Source organism: Pseudomonas sp. LBUM1657 (genome assembly GCF_059716075.1).
On the sequence record NZ_CP166799.1, the window covers coordinates 1 to 15,295 of the forward strand.

14 protein-coding genes are annotated in these 15,295 nt (G+C 58.0%); 8 read left to right on the forward strand and 6 right to left on the reverse strand.

What is annotated here, in order from left to right:
- From dnaA to ACA055_RS00025, 5 genes are all read left to right on the forward strand, one after another.
- Positions 1-1,518, forward strand: coding sequence for a chromosomal replication initiator protein DnaA (gene dnaA, locus ACA055_RS00005; protein WP_497681797.1), 1,518 nt, complete (start codon positions 1-3; stop codon positions 1,516-1,518).
- A gap of 39 nt (positions 1,519-1,557) precedes the next feature.
- Complete coding sequence (gene dnaN, locus ACA055_RS00010) at positions 1,558-2,661, forward strand: DNA polymerase III subunit beta (RefSeq protein ID WP_007948106.1); 1,104 nt, start codon at positions 1,558-1,560, stop codon at positions 2,659-2,661.
- Positions 2,662-2,681: 20 nt separating this feature from the next.
- A complete protein-coding gene (gene recF / locus ACA055_RS00015) occupies positions 2,682-3,785 on the forward strand; it encodes a DNA replication/repair protein RecF (protein ID WP_497681798.1) in 1,104 nt (367 codons plus the stop codon).
- A gap of 5 nt (positions 3,786-3,790) precedes the next feature.
- Entirely contained in the window at positions 3,791-6,208 is a 2,418-nt protein-coding gene (gyrB, locus tag ACA055_RS00020) for a DNA topoisomerase (ATP-hydrolyzing) subunit B (protein WP_497681799.1), read from the forward strand.
- Positions 6,209-6,458: 250 nt separating this feature from the next.
- Positions 6,459-6,977: an Hcp family type VI secretion system effector gene (locus ACA055_RS00025; RefSeq protein WP_497681800.1), complete on the forward strand. Its 519-nt coding sequence runs from the start codon at positions 6,459-6,461 to the stop codon at positions 6,975-6,977.
- A 174-nt stretch (positions 6,978-7,151) separates the two neighbouring features.
- On the opposite strand, the gene ACA055_RS00030 is transcribed toward ACA055_RS00025, so the two are convergent.
- The 4 genes from ACA055_RS00030 to glyQ form a co-directional block, all read right to left on the reverse strand.
- Positions 7,152-7,931: a lysophospholipid acyltransferase family protein gene (locus tag ACA055_RS00030; protein WP_497681801.1), complete on the reverse strand. Its 780-nt coding sequence runs from the start codon at positions 7,929-7,931 to the stop codon at positions 7,152-7,154.
- A gap of 82 nt (positions 7,932-8,013) precedes the next feature.
- Positions 8,014-8,553 carry a D-glycero-beta-D-manno-heptose 1,7-bisphosphate 7-phosphatase gene (gene gmhB / locus ACA055_RS00035; RefSeq protein ID WP_497684515.1) on the reverse strand — a complete coding sequence of 180 codons (540 nt, stop codon included), beginning with the start codon at positions 8,551-8,553 and terminating at the stop codon, positions 8,014-8,016.
- Between the two features lie 4 nt (positions 8,554-8,557).
- The gene (gene glyS, locus ACA055_RS00040; protein ID WP_497681802.1) at positions 8,558-10,612 is read right to left on the reverse strand and encodes a glycine--tRNA ligase subunit beta; all 2,055 of its coding nucleotides are present in this window, start codon (positions 10,610-10,612) and stop codon (positions 8,558-8,560) included.
- Entirely contained in the window at positions 10,609-11,562 is a 954-nt protein-coding gene (glyQ, locus tag ACA055_RS00045; RefSeq protein WP_003213601.1) for a glycine--tRNA ligase subunit alpha, read from the reverse strand. Before glyQ ends, glyS begins: the two co-directional genes overlap by 4 nt.
- Before the next feature lie 81 nt (positions 11,563-11,643).
- Between glyQ and tag the strand changes: the two genes are divergently transcribed.
- From tag to ACA055_RS00060, 3 genes are all read left to right on the forward strand, one after another.
- The gene (tag, locus tag ACA055_RS00050; RefSeq protein WP_497681803.1) at positions 11,644-12,201 is read left to right on the forward strand and encodes a DNA-3-methyladenine glycosylase I; all 558 of its coding nucleotides are present in this window, start codon (positions 11,644-11,646) and stop codon (positions 12,199-12,201) included.
- Between the two features lie 40 nt (positions 12,202-12,241).
- On the forward strand, positions 12,242-13,129 hold the full coding sequence (locus tag ACA055_RS00055) for a lysophospholipid acyltransferase (RefSeq protein WP_497681804.1): 888 nt from the start codon (positions 12,242-12,244) through the stop codon (positions 13,127-13,129).
- A gap of 72 nt (positions 13,130-13,201) precedes the next feature.
- Positions 13,202-13,441 carry a PilZ domain-containing protein gene (locus ACA055_RS00060; protein WP_497681805.1) on the forward strand — a complete coding sequence of 80 codons (240 nt, stop codon included), beginning with the start codon at positions 13,202-13,204 and terminating at the stop codon, positions 13,439-13,441.
- Here the strand turns inward: ACA055_RS00060 and ACA055_RS00065 are convergent, their stop codons facing one another.
- Positions 13,442-13,756 carry a tetratricopeptide repeat protein gene (locus ACA055_RS00065; protein ID WP_497681806.1) on the reverse strand — a complete coding sequence of 105 codons (315 nt, stop codon included), beginning with the start codon at positions 13,754-13,756 and terminating at the stop codon, positions 13,442-13,444.
- 162 nt (positions 13,757-13,918) lie between these two features.
- The gene (trkA, locus tag ACA055_RS00070; RefSeq protein ID WP_497681807.1) at positions 13,919-15,292 is read right to left on the reverse strand and encodes a Trk system potassium transporter TrkA; all 1,374 of its coding nucleotides are present in this window, start codon (positions 15,290-15,292) and stop codon (positions 13,919-13,921) included.
- Positions 15,293-15,295 lie beyond the last annotated feature (3 nt).

Consider the following 15,295-nt stretch of genomic DNA (forward strand, 5'->3'; position numbering starts at 1 on the left):
GTGTCAGTGGAACTTTGGCAGCAGTGCGTGGAGCTTTTGCGCGATGAGCTGCCTGCCCAACAATTCAACACTTGGATCCGTCCACTACAGGTCGAAGCCGAAGGCGACGAGTTGCGTGTCTACGCACCGAATCGGTTTGTTCTCGACTGGGTCAACGAAAAGTACCTGGGCCGTGTCCTTGAACTGCTGGATGAGCATGGCAATGGCATGGCGCCTGCGCTTTCCTTATTAATAGGCAGCAAACGCAGTTCGGCACCACGTGCAGCCCCAAATGCTCCGTTGGCCGCCGCGGTCTCCCAGGCTCAGGCCGCTCAAGCGCCAGTCAGCGCTCCGGCGCCTACGGCTACTGCCCCGACCAAGCGCTCGACGCAAAAAGTCGCCGAGGTCAGTGAAGAGCCGTCGCGTGACAGCTTCGACCCAATGGCCGGCGCCAGTTCGCAACAAGCCCCGGTTCGCGCCGAACAGCGCACGGTGCAGGTTGAAGGCGCGCTAAAGCACACCAGCTACCTGAACCGTACCTTCACCTTCGAAAACTTCGTTGAGGGCAAGTCCAACCAACTGGCACGGGCCGCGGCCTGGCAAGTGGCGGACAACCCGAAGCACGGTTACAACCCGCTCTTCCTTTATGGTGGCGTGGGCCTGGGTAAAACCCACTTGATGCATGCCGTGGGTAACCACCTGTTAAAGAAGAATCCGAATGCCAAGGTTGTTTACCTGCATTCCGAGCGCTTCGTGGCGGATATGGTCAAGGCCTTGCAGCTGAACGCGATCAACGAGTTCAAGCGTTTCTACCGTTCGGTGGATGCATTGCTGATCGATGACATTCAGTTTTTCGCCCGCAAGGAGCGTTCCCAGGAAGAGTTTTTCCACACCTTTAACGCCCTGCTTGAAGGTGGACAGCAGGTCATTCTCACGAGTGACCGCTACCCGAAAGAAATCGAAGGCCTCGAAGAACGGCTCAAATCCCGCTTTGGCTGGGGCTTGACGGTGGCCGTCGAGCCGCCAGAGCTGGAAACCCGCGTGGCGATCCTGATGAAAAAGGCCGACCAGGCCAAAGTCGATCTGCCCCACGATGCGGCGTTCTTCATTGCCCAGCGTATTCGTTCCAACGTCCGTGAGCTGGAAGGCGCGCTCAAACGCGTGATCGCCCACTCGCACTTCATGGGCCGCGACATCACTATCGAGCTGATTCGCGAATCCTTGAAAGACCTGTTGGCACTGCAAGACAAATTGGTCTCTGTGGATAACATTCAGCGCACCGTCGCCGAGTACTACAAAATCAAGATCTCCGACCTGCTGTCCAAGCGTCGTTCACGCTCGGTGGCTCGTCCGCGTCAGGTTGCAATGGCGTTGTCCAAGGAGTTGACTAACCACAGCCTGCCGGAAATCGGCGATGTGTTTGGCGGCCGCGACCACACAACCGTTTTGCACGCCTGCCGTAAGATCAACGAACTTAAGGAATCCGACGCGGACATCCGCGAGGACTACAAGAACCTGCTGCGTACACTGACCACTTGATGAACACCAGCGCAGCTTATTAAGGCAAGGGACTAGACCATGCATTTCACCATTCAACGCGAAGCCCTGTTGAAACCCCTGCAACTGGTCGCAGGCGTCGTCGAGCGCCGACAGACCTTGCCGGTGCTCTCCAACGTGCTGCTGGTTGTCGAAGGCCAGCAACTGTCGCTGACGGGAACCGACCTGGAAGTCGAGCTGGTTGGTCGTGTACAACTCGAAGAGCCTGCGGATCCGGGTTCCATCACCGTGCCTGCACGCAAGCTGATGGACATCTGCAAGAGTTTGCCGAACGACGCGCTGATCGATATCAAGGTCGATGAGCAGAAGCTCGTGGTGAAAGCCGGCCGTAGCCGCTTCACACTGTCGACCCTGCCAGCCAACGATTTCCCGACGGTGGAAGAAGGCCCGGGATCGCTGACGTGCAGCCTCGAGCAAAGCAAACTTCGTCGCCTGATCGAGCGCACCAGCTTCGCCATGGCTCAACAGGACGTGCGTTATTACCTGAACGGCATGCTGCTGGAAGTTTCGGCCGGGATCATCCGTGCTGTAGCCACCGATGGTCACCGCCTGGCGATGTGCTCGATGCAGGCCGATATTGGTCAGCCGGATCGCCACCAGGTCATCGTGCCGCGCAAAGGCATCCTTGAGCTGGCGCGTCTGCTGACTGAGCCAGACGGCATCGTCAGCATCGTGTTGGGTCAGCACCACATCCGCGCCACCACCGGCGAGTTCACGTTCACCTCGAAACTGGTCGACGGCAAATTCCCGGACTACGAGCGCGTTCTGCCAAAAGGCGGTGACAAGTTGGTACTGGGTGATCGTCAGGCCTTGCGTGAAGCGTTCAGCCGTACCGCTATTTTGTCCAACGAGAAGTACCGCGGTATCCGTTTGCAACTGGCCAATGGTCAACTGAAGATTCAGGCAAACAACCCGGAACAGGAAGAAGCGGAAGAAGAAGTGGGCGTTGAATACAACGGTGGCTCCCTGGAAATCGGCTTCAACGTCAGCTATCTGCTCGACGTGCTGGGCGTGATGACCACTGAGCAGGTTCGCCTGATCTTGTCCGACTCCAACAGCAGCGCGCTGGTGCAAGAGTCCGACAACGACGACTCGGCCTACGTTGTCATGCCGATGCGTCTGTAATCATGCTCAGCAGAAGCTAGATGTCCTTAAGTCGCGTCTCGGTCACCGCGGTGCGCAATCTGCACCCGGTGACCTTCTCCCCCTCCCCCCGAATCAACATTCTTTACGGCGCCAACGGCAGCGGCAAAACCAGTGTTCTGGAAGCCATTCATCTGCTGGGGCTGGCCCGTTCGTTTCGCAGCACCCGCTTGTTACCGGTCATTCAGTATGAGCAGCTTGCCTGTACCGTGTTTGGGCAGGTGGAGTTGGCCGAGGGCGGGCACAGCGCTTTGGGTATCTCCCGGGATCGCCAAGGGGAGTTCCAGATCCGCATCGACGGACAGAATGCCCGTAGCGCGGCACAACTGGCGGAGATCCTGCCGCTGCAGTTGATCAACCCGGACAGCTTCCGCTTGTTGGAAGGCGCACCGAAGATTCGCCGACAGTTTCTCGACTGGGGTGTGTTCCACGTGGAACCGCAGTTCATGTCCACCTGGCAGCGCTTGCAGAAGGCCTTGCGCCAGAGAAACTCTTGGCTGCGGCATGGTACACTTGACGCCGTTTCGCAAGCGGTTTGGGACAGGGAACTGTGCCAGGCCAGCGCTGAAATCGATGAATACCGCCGCGCTTATATCAAAGCCTTGAAACCAGTCTTTGAACAGACCTTGAGCGAACTGGTTGAGCTTGAGGGCTTAACGCTCAGCTATTACCGAGGTTGGGACAAAGACCGGGAGCTGAGTGCAGTGCTCGCAGGGTCCCTTCAGCGGGACCAGCAAATGGGTCATACCCAGGCCGGACCACAACGCGCTGATTTGCGTCTTCGATTGGGCGCACATAACGCCGCGGACATCTTGTCCCGCGGTCAGCAAAAGTTGGTGGTCTGTGCATTGCGGATTGCCCAAGGGCACTTGGTCAGCCAAGCCCGACGCGGCCAGTGTATTTATCTGGTGGATGACCTGCCGTCCGAACTGGACGAGCACCACCGCCGCGCGCTTTGCCGCTTGCTGGAAGACTTACGCTGCCAGGTGTTTATTACCTGTGTAGATCACGAATTATTGAGGGAAGGCTGGCAGACGGAAACGCCAGTCGCTCTGTTCCACGTGGAACAGGGCCGTATCACCCAGACCCACGACCATCGGGAGTGAAGGCATTGAGCGAAGAAAATACGTACGACTCAACGAGCATTAAAGTGCTGAAAGGCCTGGATGCCGTACGCAAACGTCCCGGTATGTACATTGGTGACACCGACGATGGCAGCGGTCTGCACCACATGGTGTTCGAAGTGGTCGATAACTCGATCGACGAAGCTCTCGCTGGCCACTGCGACGACATCAGCATCATCATCCACCCGGACGAATCCATCACCGTTCGCGACAACGGTCGTGGCATCCCGGTAGACGTGCACAAAGAAGAAGGCGTCTCGGCAGCCGAGGTCATCATGACCGTGCTGCACGCCGGCGGTAAGTTCGACGACAACTCCTACAAAGTATCCGGCGGCCTGCACGGCGTAGGCGTCTCGGTTGTGAACGCCCTGTCCGAAGAGTTGGTTCTGACTGTTCGCCGCAGCGGCAAGATCTGGGAACAGACTTACATTCACGGTGTTCCAAAAGAGCCGATGAAAATCGTCGGTGAAAGCGAAACCACCGGTACCCAGATCCACTTCAAGCCTTCCGATCTGACTTTCAAGAATATCCACTTCAGCTGGGACATCTTGGCCAAGCGGATTCGTGAACTGTCCTTCCTCAACTCCGGTGTCGGCATCGTCCTCAAGGATGAGCGCAGCGGCAAGGAAGAGCTGTTCAAGTACGAAGGCGGCCTGCGTGCATTCGTTGAATATCTGAACACCAACAAGACTCCGGTCAACGAGGTGTTCCACTTCAACATTCAGCGCGAAGACGGCATTGGCGTGGAAATCGCTCTGCAGTGGAACGACAGCTTCAACGAGAACCTGCTGTGCTTCACCAACAATATTCCGCAGCGCGATGGCGGTACTCACCTGGTGGGTTTCCGTTCCGCGCTGACGCGTAACCTGAACACCTACATCGAAGCCGAAGGTCTGGCCAAAAAGCACAAAGTCGCCACCACCGGTGATGACGCCCGTGAAGGCCTGACCGCGATCATCTCGGTGAAAGTGCCGGATCCTAAGTTCAGCTCCCAGACCAAAGACAAGCTGGTGTCTTCCGAAGTGAAGACTGCGGTCGAACAGGAAATGGGCAAGTACTTCTCCGACTTCCTATTGGAAAACCCTAACGAAGCCAAACTGGTCGTCGGCAAGATGATCGACGCGGCTCGTGCTCGTGAAGCGGCGCGTAAAGCCCGTGAGATGACCCGTCGTAAAGGCGCGCTGGATATTGCCGGTCTGCCGGGCAAACTGGCCGACTGCCAGGAAAAAGACCCTGCCCTCTCCGAACTCTACCTCGTGGAAGGTGACTCTGCTGGCGGCTCCGCCAAGCAGGGACGCAATCGTAGGACCCAGGCCATCCTGCCGTTGAAGGGTAAGATCCTGAACGTCGAGAAGGCGCGTTTCGACAAGATGATCTCTTCGCAAGAAGTGGGCACCTTGATCACCGCACTGGGCTGCGGCATTGGCCGCGACGAGTACAACATCGAGAAGCTGCGCTACCACAACATCATCATCATGACCGATGCTGACGTCGACGGTTCGCACATCCGCACCTTGCTGCTGACCTTCTTCTTCCGTCAGTTGCCGGAGCTGATCGAGCGCGGCTACATCTACATCGCTCAACCTCCGTTGTACAAGGTCAAGAAAGGCAAGCAAGAGCAATACATCAAAGACGACGACGCCATGGAAGAGTACATGACGCAGTCGGCCCTGGAAGACGCGAGCCTGCACCTGAACGAAGAAGCACCTGGTATCTCTGGCGAAGCCCTTGAGCGCCTGGTGAACGACTTCCGTCTGGTGATGAAGACCCTCAAGCGTCTGTCGCGCCTGTACCCGCAGGAGCTGACCGAGCACTTCATCTACCTGCCTGCGGTAAGCCTGGAGCAACTGTCCGATCACGCAGCGATGCAGGATTGGATGGCTCAGTACGAAGTTCGCCTGCGCACCGTCGAGAAGTCCGGCCTGGTCTACAAAGCCAGCCTGCGTGAAGACCGTGAACGTAACGTCTGGCTGCCAGAGGTCGAACTGATCTCCCATGGCCTGTCGAACTACGTCACGTTCAACCGCGACTTCTTCGGCAGCAACGACTACAAGACTGTTGTCTCCCTGGGCGCTCAACTGAGCACCTTGCTGGACGACGGCGCGTACATCCAGCGTGGCGAGCGCAAGAAGCCGGTTACCGAGTTCAAGGAAGCACTTGAGTGGCTGATGGCTGAAAGTACGAAGCGTCACACCATCCAGCGATACAAAGGTCTGGGTGAAATGAACCCGGATCAGCTATGGGAAACCACCATGGACCCAAGCCAGCGCCGGATGCTCAAAGTGACCATCGAAGACGCCATTGGCGCGGACCAGATCTTCAACACCCTGATGGGTGATGCGGTCGAGCCTCGTCGTGACTTTATTGAAAGTAATGCTCTGGCGGTTTCCAACTTGGACTTCTGATCCAGCGGATTTGCCAAATAAAAAAGGCCAGCGCATCGCGCTGGCCTTTTTTTTGAACCGAGGGTCCAGTTCGCTCTTCAACAACGACTTTCTCAAATTCTCATATAGAGCGCAGGCGTAATACCTCGGCAATTCAAAGAAAAGCCCTACATACGGCATCCTCCGGTGCTCTTTATCCTACCGCCTCCTCGCCAAGTGCATGACTTGCGGGAGCTATCAATCATTGGGATATCGAACAGGGAATGCAGTTATGCCAACACCCGCCTATTTAACAATCAAAGGCACAAAGCAGGGACTTATCAGTGCTGGTGCGCTCACTGAGCCGTCTGTTGGAAACGCCTATGAAAATGAGCACGAGGATGAAATCCTGATTCAGGCATTTAGCCATCAAATTATCATTCCTCGAGATCCTCAAACAGGGCAACCAACGGGTCAACCGGTCCACAAACCGTTGATGATCACAAAGGTATTTGATAAATCATCGCCCTTGATATTTGAGGCATTAACAAACAGGGAGCGATTGGAGTTCTGTCAGTTGGAGTGGTACCGTACTTCCAAAGAAGGGCACCAAGAACTTTACTACAGCATACGGTTAGAAGACGCTGTGATTGTTGATGTGCAGTCGCGAATGCCTCATTACCTGGACCCCGATACGGCTCACCTGACAAACCTGGAAGATGTGTATTTCAGTTATCAGAAAATAATATGGGATCATGTGGCTTCCCAAACTTCTGGTGAAGATGATTTGCGTTCTCGGAATACTCGCTAGGTTAGTGCACGCATAAAAAAACCGGCTATATCAGCCGGTTTTTTTGCGCCCAAAAAAAACTTATGCACCTTTTCCCGAGTTTTATGAGTTTACGAAATATGTATATAAATCATAAACCTACAAACTAAATTCGACGTTTTTCAACGAAACGGTACACAGGTTATCCACAGAATCTCAGACAGCGACTTGATCAGTAGAGGACGGCGCAGCCGGAGCGGCTGGAAGCGAGCCCATTTCTCGTTGCATCTGCTCGTTCCAGGCTTGAACTCGGTCATTGAGTTCGGCAATGGCTCGCGGCCCGTTACCTTCGGCGTACATAGGCTCGCCGATGATCACGGTGATGACGCCCTGCTTTTTCGCCCAACCGGTTTTCGGCCAGAACTTGCCAGCATTGTGCGCAATCGGCAGCACGGGAAGTGCGGCATTGACCGCCAACGCGGTACCACCTCGTGAGAACTTTCCGATGGTGCCGTAAGGAACCCGCGTCCCCTCCGGAAAGATCAGCACCCAGACGCCATCCTTGAGCAGCTCATCGCCCTTCTTTGCTACATGCTTGAGGGCGGCTTTTGGATTTCCTCGGTCGATGGCGATCGGCCGGAGCATGGCCATGGCCCAACCGAAGAACGGAACGTAGAGCAGTTCGCGCTTGAGCACTTGGCTCAACGGCTCGAAGTAGGCGGAGAGGAAGAACGTTTCCCAAGTGCTCTGGTGGTTCGACTGAATCACACAGGGTTGGTCCGGCACATTCTCGGCGCCTTTGATGTCATAGCTGATGCCCAGAAAGACTTTGCTCAGCCACAAGGCGCACCGGCACCAGTACACATTGATGAAGCGATAGCGGGCCTTGAACGGCAGAAAAGGCGCGATAAAAAAGCTCAGGCTGCACCAAAGCAAGGAAGTGGTGCCCAGTAGCAGGTAAAAGAGGAAGGTTCTGATGGCCTGCAGTATCGACATGGCGACGTTTACCGTGCGGGCTCTGCCCGTCTATATAAAGCGCACTCCCGATCAATCCTTTGACAGGAAACTCAGAAGCACTCTAATTGTGGATAAGTTCTGCGGCAATCGCCGCCAGATCGTCAAAAATCAAGGTGCCCACCGGTAGGGTCTTGCCCAAAGTCTTTTCGCCTTTCCCGGTCTTTACTAAAACTGGCTGAGAATCGACGGCTTTGGCGGCTTCCAGGTCACCGAGAGTGTCGCCGACGAACCATAGATCAGTCAGCGATACGTTGTAATGCGTGGCGATGGTTTTCAACATCCCCGGTTTTGGCTTGCGGCAATCGCAGCCATCGTCCGGCCCGTGCGGGCAGTAGACGATCAGGCCGACCGCACCGCCCTGCTCCGCCACCAGCGAGCGCAAGCGCTCATGCATGGCATCCAGGGTGGCGATGTCGTAGTAACCGCGAGCAATGCCCGACTGGTTGGTAGCGACCGCTACCGTCCAGCCGGCCTTGCTCAACTGCGCGATGGCTTCGATCGAGCCGGGGAGCGGAATCCACTCCTCCACCGATTTGATGTAAGCGTCGGAGTCGTAATTGATCACCCCGTCCCGATCAAGAATCAGCAGTTTCAACAGCAGCCCCTCAGCCCAGCAGTGAAATGTCGGCGACGCCGAGGAACAGCCCACGCAGACGCGCCAGCAACGCATAACGGTTGGCGCGAACCTTGGCGTCTTCCGCGTTGACCATCACCGCTTCGAAGAACGCATCCACCGGCTCGCGCAAGGCAGCCAGGCGCGCCAGCGATTCGCTGTACTGACGCGCAGCAGCCATTGGCTGGACAGCCTGGTCAGCCTGCTGGATCGCCGAGTACAGGGAGAATTCGTTGGCGTTGTCGAAGTACTTGGCTTCAACGACCGAAGGAACGGAGCCTTCAACCTTGCTCAGCAAGTTCGAAACGCGCTTGTTCACCGCGGCCAGGGCAGCGGCTTCCGGTAGTTTGCGGAAGGCCTCTACCGCTTGTACGCGCTGGTCGAAGTCCAGGGCCGAACCCGGCTTCAGGGCACGAACAGAGAGATAAGTCCCGACGTCGACACCTTCGTCTTCGTAACGGGCACGCAGACGGTCGAAGATGAACTCCAGCACCGAGTCGTTCAGGCCGGCAGCCTTCACTTTGGTACCGAACGCATTCACGGCAAACGCCACGGCGTCGTTCAGGTCGAGGTCGAGCTGCTTGTCGATCAGAATACGCAACACACCCAGCGCTGCACGGCGCAGGGCGTACGGGTCTTTGCTACCGGTAGGCAGCATGCCGATACCGAAGATGCCGACCAGGGTGTCGAGTTTGTCGGCGATCGCCACGGCCGCACCGGTCAGGGTGGTCGGCAGTTCAGCGCCGGCGCCGCGCGGCATGTACTGCTCGTTCAGGGCCAGGGCGACGTCTTGCGGCTCGCCGTCGTTGAGGGCGTAGTAGTAACCGGCGACACCTTGCATCTCCGGGAACTCACCGACCATCTCGGTCGCCAGGTCGCACTTGGACAGCAGGCCCGCACGGGAAGCCCATGCAGCGTTGCCGCCGATGCGCTGAGCGATGAACGCCGCGAGTTTGGAAACGCGCTCGGCCTTGTCGTAGACGCTGCCGAGTTTTTCCTGGAACACCACGTTCTGCAGACGCAGGTTGAAGTCTTCAAGTTTCTGCTTCTTGTCTTGCTTGAAGAAGAACTCGGCGTCGGTCAGGCGTGGGCGAACCACTTTCTCGTTACCGGCGATGATTTGCTGCGGGTCTTTGCTTTCGATGTTGGCCACGGTAATGAAACGTGGCAGCAACTTGCCGTCGGCATCCAGCAGGCAGAAGTACTTCTGGTTGTCCTGCATGGTGGTGATCAGTGCTTCTTGCGGCACATCGAGGAAACGCTCCTCGAACGAGCACACCAGCGGCACCGGCCATTCCACCAGCGCGGTCACTTCGTCGAGCAGGCTTGGCGGCACGATCGCCGTCCCTTCCTGCATCGTCGCGAGCTCTTCGACGCGCTTGCTGATCAGTTCGCGACGCTCGTTCGCGTCGGCCAGTACGTAAGCAGCCCGCAGGTCGGCCAGGTAATTGGCCGGCGAAGTGATGCGCACGCTTTCCGGGTGATGGAAGCGGTGACCACGGGAGTCACGACCAGACTTCTGGGCAAGGAGAGTGCAGTCGATGACCTGGTCACCGAGCAACATCACCAGCCACTGAGTCGGGCGAACGAATTCTTCCTTGCGAGCACCCCAGCGCATGCGCTTGGGGATCGGCAGGTCGTTCAGGGAATCTTCGACGATGGTCGGCAGCAGGCTCGCAGTTGGCTTGCCAGCGATGCTTTGGCTGTAGCGCAGTTTCGGGCCGCTCTGATCGATTTCGCTCAGGTCGACGCCGCACTTCTTGGCGAAGCCCAAAGCCGCTTGAGTCGGATTGCCTTCGGCATCGAATGCCGCCTGACGGGGCGGGCCGTCGAGGTTGATGCTGCGATCCGGCTGCTGAGTGGCCAGATCGGTGATCAACACAGCCAGACGACGCGGTGCGGCGTAAACAGTTTTGGTCTCGTAGTTCAGGCCAGCGGCTTGCAGGCCCTTGTCGATACCGGCCAGAAACGCCTCGGCCAGGGTGTTCAGGGCTTTGGGTGGCAGTTCTTCGGTGCCCAGTTCAACCAGAAAATCCAGAGCACTCATTGTGCAGCCTCCAGCTTAGCCAACACTTCGTCACGCAGGTCCGGGGTTGCCATCGGGAAGCCCAGCTTGGCGCGAGCCAGCAGGTAGGCTTGCGCAACGGAACGCGCCAGGGTGCGTACTCGCAGAATGTATTGCTGACGCGCGGTCACCGAGATCGCCCGGCGCGCATCCAGCAGGTTGAAGGTATGGGACGCCTTCAACACCATTTCGTAGCTCGGCAACGGCAGCGGCTGGTCGAGTTCGATCAGGCGCTTGGCTTCGCTTTCGTAGAAGTCGAACAGCTCGAACAGTTTCTCGACGTTGGCGTGTTCGAAGTTGTAGGTCGACTGCTCCACTTCGTTCTGGTGGAACACATCGCCGTAGGTCACTTTGCCGAACGGGCCGTCAGCCCAGACCAGGTCATAGACCGAGTCCACGCCTTGCAGGTACATGGCCAGACGCTCAAGACCGTAAGTGATCTCGCCGGTCACCGGGTAGCACTCGATGCCGCCCGCTTGCTGGAAGTAAGTGAACTGCGTCACTTCCATGCCGTTGAGCCAGACTTCCCAGCCCAGACCCCAGGCGCCTAGTGTCGGCGATTCCCAGTTGTCTTCAACGAAGCGGATGTCGTGGACCAACGGGTCCAGGCCGACGTGCTTGAGGGAGCCCAGGTACAGTTCCTGGAAGTTGTCCGGGTTCGGCTTCAGGACTACCTGGAATTGATAGTAGTGCTGCAGACGGTTCGGGTTTTCGCCGTAGCGGCCGTCAGTCGGGCGACGACTGGGCTGCACATAAGCGGCGTTCCAGGTTTCCGGGCCGATGGCGCGCAGGAACGTGGCAGTGTGGAAAGTGCCGGCGCCTACTTCCATATCGTAGGGCTGAAGTACCACGCAACCTTGCTCGGCCCAGTATTGCTGGAGGGCGAGGATCAAGTCTTGGAAGGTACGCACGGCTGGCGTAGGCTGGCTCACGAAATTCACCTGTTTCTTGGGCTGCGATTTAAAGAGCGGGAGTATACCCGATTCGGTCCTGCGCACGCCCCCTGGAGCCTTATGCCACGCTGCTTTTGGTGTTCCGAAGATCCGCTGTACATGGCTTATCACGATCAGGAGTGGGGTACGCCGCTACGCGATGCGCAGGGATTGTTCGAGTTGCTTTTGCTTGAAGGGTTCCAAGCCGGCCTTTCCTGGATCACCGTCCTGCGTAAACGCGAGCGTTATCGCGAGGTATTGTTCGGCTTCGACGTACAGCGCGTGGCGCAAATGAGCGACGCCGAAATCGATGAATTGATGCTCGATCTGGGGATCATCCGCAATCGCCTCAAACTCAACGCGGCGCGGCGCAATGCCCAGGCCTGGCTGGCGCTGGAGGATCCGGTGGCGTTTCTCTGGTCCTTCGTCGGAGGCGTTCCGAAGATCAATCATTTCAAGGATCGCACCGAAGTGCCGGCGGTCACGCCCGTCGCCGTGGAGATGAGCAAAGGCTTGAAAAAAGCCGGTTTCACCTTCGTCGGTCCGACCATTTGCTACGCGCTGATGCAGGCCTCGGGTATGGTCATGGACCACACCCGGGATTGCGATCGCTACGCGACCCTGGCGAACGGCGGTTAGAATAGCCGCCTCGCGCACAGCACAAGATCAGGAGTGACCTGTGGATAAGTTGAAAGGCGCCTTGCTGGTAGGCGCTCTGCGGTTGTTTGCCCTGCTTCCGTGGCGGGCCGTACAAGCCGTGGGCTCGGTCATCGGCTGGATGATGTGGAAAACCCCGAATCGCTCTCGCGATGTAGTGAGGATCAACCTCGCCAAGTGCTTCCCGGAAATGGACCCGGCTGAGCGGGAACGTCTGGTCGGTCAGAGCCTGAGAGACATCGGCAAGTCCCTCACCGAAAGCGCCTGCGCCTGGATCTGGCCGGCTCAGCGTTCCATTGATCTGGTGCGTGAAGTCGAAGGCCTGGACGTTTTGAAGGACGCCCTCGCCTCCGGCAAAGGTGTGGTGGGTATCACCAGTCATTTGGGCAACTGGGAAGTGCTGAACCACTTCTATTGCAGCCAGTGCAAACCGATCATTTTCTATCGTCCGCCGAAGTTGAAGGCGGTGGATGACCTGCTGCGCAAGCAGCGAGTACAACTGGGTAACAAGGTCGCCGCGTCCACCAAGGAAGGCATCCTCAGCGTCATCAAGGAAGTGCGCAAAGGTGGTGCAGTGGGCATTCCTGCTGACCCGGAACCGGCCGAATCCGCCGGGATCTTTGTGCCGTTCTTTGCCACTCAGGCCCTGACCAGCAAATTCGTGCCGAACATGCTTGCCGGCGGCAAAGCGGTTGGCGTGTTCCTGCACGCCCTGCGGCTACCGGACGGCTCGGGTTACAAGGTGATCCTTGAAGCCGCGCCGGAGGCCATGTACAGCACCGATACCGAGACGTCCTGCGCCGCCATGAGCCAGGTGGTCGAGCGCTATGTGCGGGCATATCCGAGCCAGTACATGTGGAGCATGAAGCGTTTCAAGAAGCGTCCGCCCGGTGAAGAGCGCTGGTATTGAGTCGATTGGCATGATCTGTGGATAACCTTGGCAACGAGGTTATCCACAACCGTTCATTGAAGGGCGCGAAAGATGTCCGAACACCGCAAGTCATTCCGGATCAAGATCAGTCACGAAAGCCTCGGCGAATGCCTGGGCCAGACCCGAAATCTTTCGACCACGGGCGTCTACGTCAAACATCCTGGCTTGGCGACGTTGCCTGAAGGTGCGGTGGTTTACGGTCAGGTGCAGGACTTACCCACAGGTGCGCCGCGGGTGCGGATGGAAGTGGTGCTGGTGGATGCCGAAGGTGTCGGCCTGCGCTTTCTCTGATCAGTGCGCCTGACGTTCAAGCTTCTTCAGAAACACCGTCATTTCTTTCTCCGCCTGCTTGTCGCCGTGGGCGCGGGCGGCTTCCAGGCCTTGCTCCCAGGCCTGACGCGCGGCCGGATAGTCCGCCAGAGCCAGATGCGCCTTGCCCAATAGCTTCCAGGCCGCCGAATACTTCGGATCGAATTCGACGCAGCGGTGGAAATGCTCGGCAGCCTTGGCGTTTTCCCCGAGATCGAGATAACCCTTGCCCAAGCCGAAGCGCAGCAATGAGTTATCCACACCCTTGGCGAGCATTTTTTCCAGGGATTCGATCATGGGTAAATTCCTTGTTGAGCGGAGTCAGGGATCAATATGTCCCAATGAGACCGCTTTCGCGAGCAAGCCCGCCTCCCACATTGAATCTGTGGCGCACACAAATACCCTGTGGGAGCGGGCTTGCTCGCGAAGAGGCCGGACCGGGTCACCGCAAAATCCGGATCAGAAGAAGCTCAACCCAACATGAAACAGCTTTTCCACATCCCGAATATGCTTTTTATCCACAAGGAACAGAATCACATGGTCGCCCGCCGCGATCACCGTGTCATCGTGGGCGATGATTACTTCTTCGTCGCGAATGATCGCGCCGATGGTGGTGCCCGGCGGCAGGCCGATGTTTTCGATGGACTTGCCGATGACTTTGCTCGATTTCCCATCGCCATGGGCAATCGCCTCGATGGCTTCCGCCGCACCGCGACGCAATGAATGCACGCTGACGATATCGCCGCGGCGCACGTGGGCGAGCAAGGTGCCGATGGTTGCCAGTTGCGGGCTGATGGCGATGTCGATGTCGCCGCCCTGGATCAAGTCGACGTAGGCCGGGTTGTTGATGATGGTCATCACCTTCTTTGCGCCCAGGCGCTTGGCCAGCAACGACGACATGATGTTGGCTTCGTCATCGTTGGTCAGGGCCAGGAAAAGGTCGGCGTCGGCGATGTTCTCTTCCATCAGCAGATCGCGGTCGGATGCACTGCCTTGCAGCACCACGGTGCTGTCGAGGGTGTCCGAGAGATGACGGCAGCGCGCCGGGTTCATCTCGATGATTTTCACCTGATACCGGCTTTCGATGGCTTCGGCCAGGCGCTCACCAATCTGCCCGCCGCCCGCGATAACGATGCGCTTGTAGCTCTCATCGAGGCGGCGCATTTCGCTCATCACTGCACGAATATTCGCCTTGGCCGCGATGAAAAATACCTCATCGTCTGCTTCGATTACCGTATCGCCCTGGGGCAGGATCGGCCGGTCACGACGGAAAATCGCCGCGACGCGGGTTTCGACATTGGGCATGTGTTCGCGCAACTGCCGCAGTTGCTGACCCACCAGCGGCCCACCGTAGTACGCCTTCACGGCCACCAATTGCGCCTTACCTTCGGCAAAGTCGATCACCTGCAATGCGCCCGGGTGTTCGATCAGGCGCTTGATGTAATTGGTGACGACTTGCTCCGGGCTGATCAGCACGTCCACCGGAATCGCTTCGTTGTCGAACAGGTCGGTGCGGGTCAGGTACGCTGCTTCGCGGACCCTGGCGATCTTGGTCGGCGTGTGAAACAGCGTGTGGGCGACCTGGCAGGCCACCATGTTGGTTTCGTCGCTGCTGGTTACAGCCACCAGCATGTCAGCGTCGTCCGCGCCGGCTTGACGCAGTACGGTCGGGAGCGAGCCGCGGCCCTGTACGGTGCGGATGTCCAGCCGATCGCCGAGGTCGCGCAGGCGGTCGCCGTCGGTGTCGACCACCGTGATGTCATTGGCCTCGCTGGCCAAGTGTTCTGCCAGCGAACCGCCGACCTGGCCTGCGCCGAGGATGATGATTTTCATCCA

What these genes read in the sequence shown, in the direction of transcription:
- ACA055_RS00060 (WP_497681805.1), top strand. Translation starts at nt 13,202, where the DNA reads ATGTCCGAACACCGCAAGTCATTCCGGATCAAGATCAGTCACGAAAGC.
- ACA055_RS00025 (WP_497681800.1), top strand. Translation starts at nt 6,459, where the DNA reads ATGCCAACACCCGCCTATTTAACAATCAAAGGCACAAAGCAGGGACTT.
- glyS (WP_497681802.1), bottom strand. Translation starts at nt 10,612, where the DNA reads ATGAGTGCTCTGGATTTTCTGGTTGAACTGGGCACCGAAGAACTGCCA.
- tag (WP_497681803.1), top strand. Translation starts at nt 11,644, where the DNA reads ATGCCACGCTGCTTTTGGTGTTCCGAAGATCCGCTGTACATGGCTTAT.
- ACA055_RS00030 (WP_497681801.1), bottom strand. Translation starts at nt 7,931, where the DNA reads ATGTCGATACTGCAGGCCATCAGAACCTTCCTCTTTTACCTGCTACTG.
- recF (WP_497681798.1), top strand. Translation starts at nt 2,682, where the DNA reads ATGTCCTTAAGTCGCGTCTCGGTCACCGCGGTGCGCAATCTGCACCCG.
- dnaN (WP_007948106.1), top strand. Translation starts at nt 1,558, where the DNA reads ATGCATTTCACCATTCAACGCGAAGCCCTGTTGAAACCCCTGCAACTG.
- trkA (WP_497681807.1), bottom strand. Translation starts at nt 15,292, where the DNA reads ATGAAAATCATCATCCTCGGCGCAGGCCAGGTCGGCGGTTCGCTGGCA.
- ACA055_RS00065 (WP_497681806.1), bottom strand. Translation starts at nt 13,756, where the DNA reads ATGATCGAATCCCTGGAAAAAATGCTCGCCAAGGGTGTGGATAACTCA.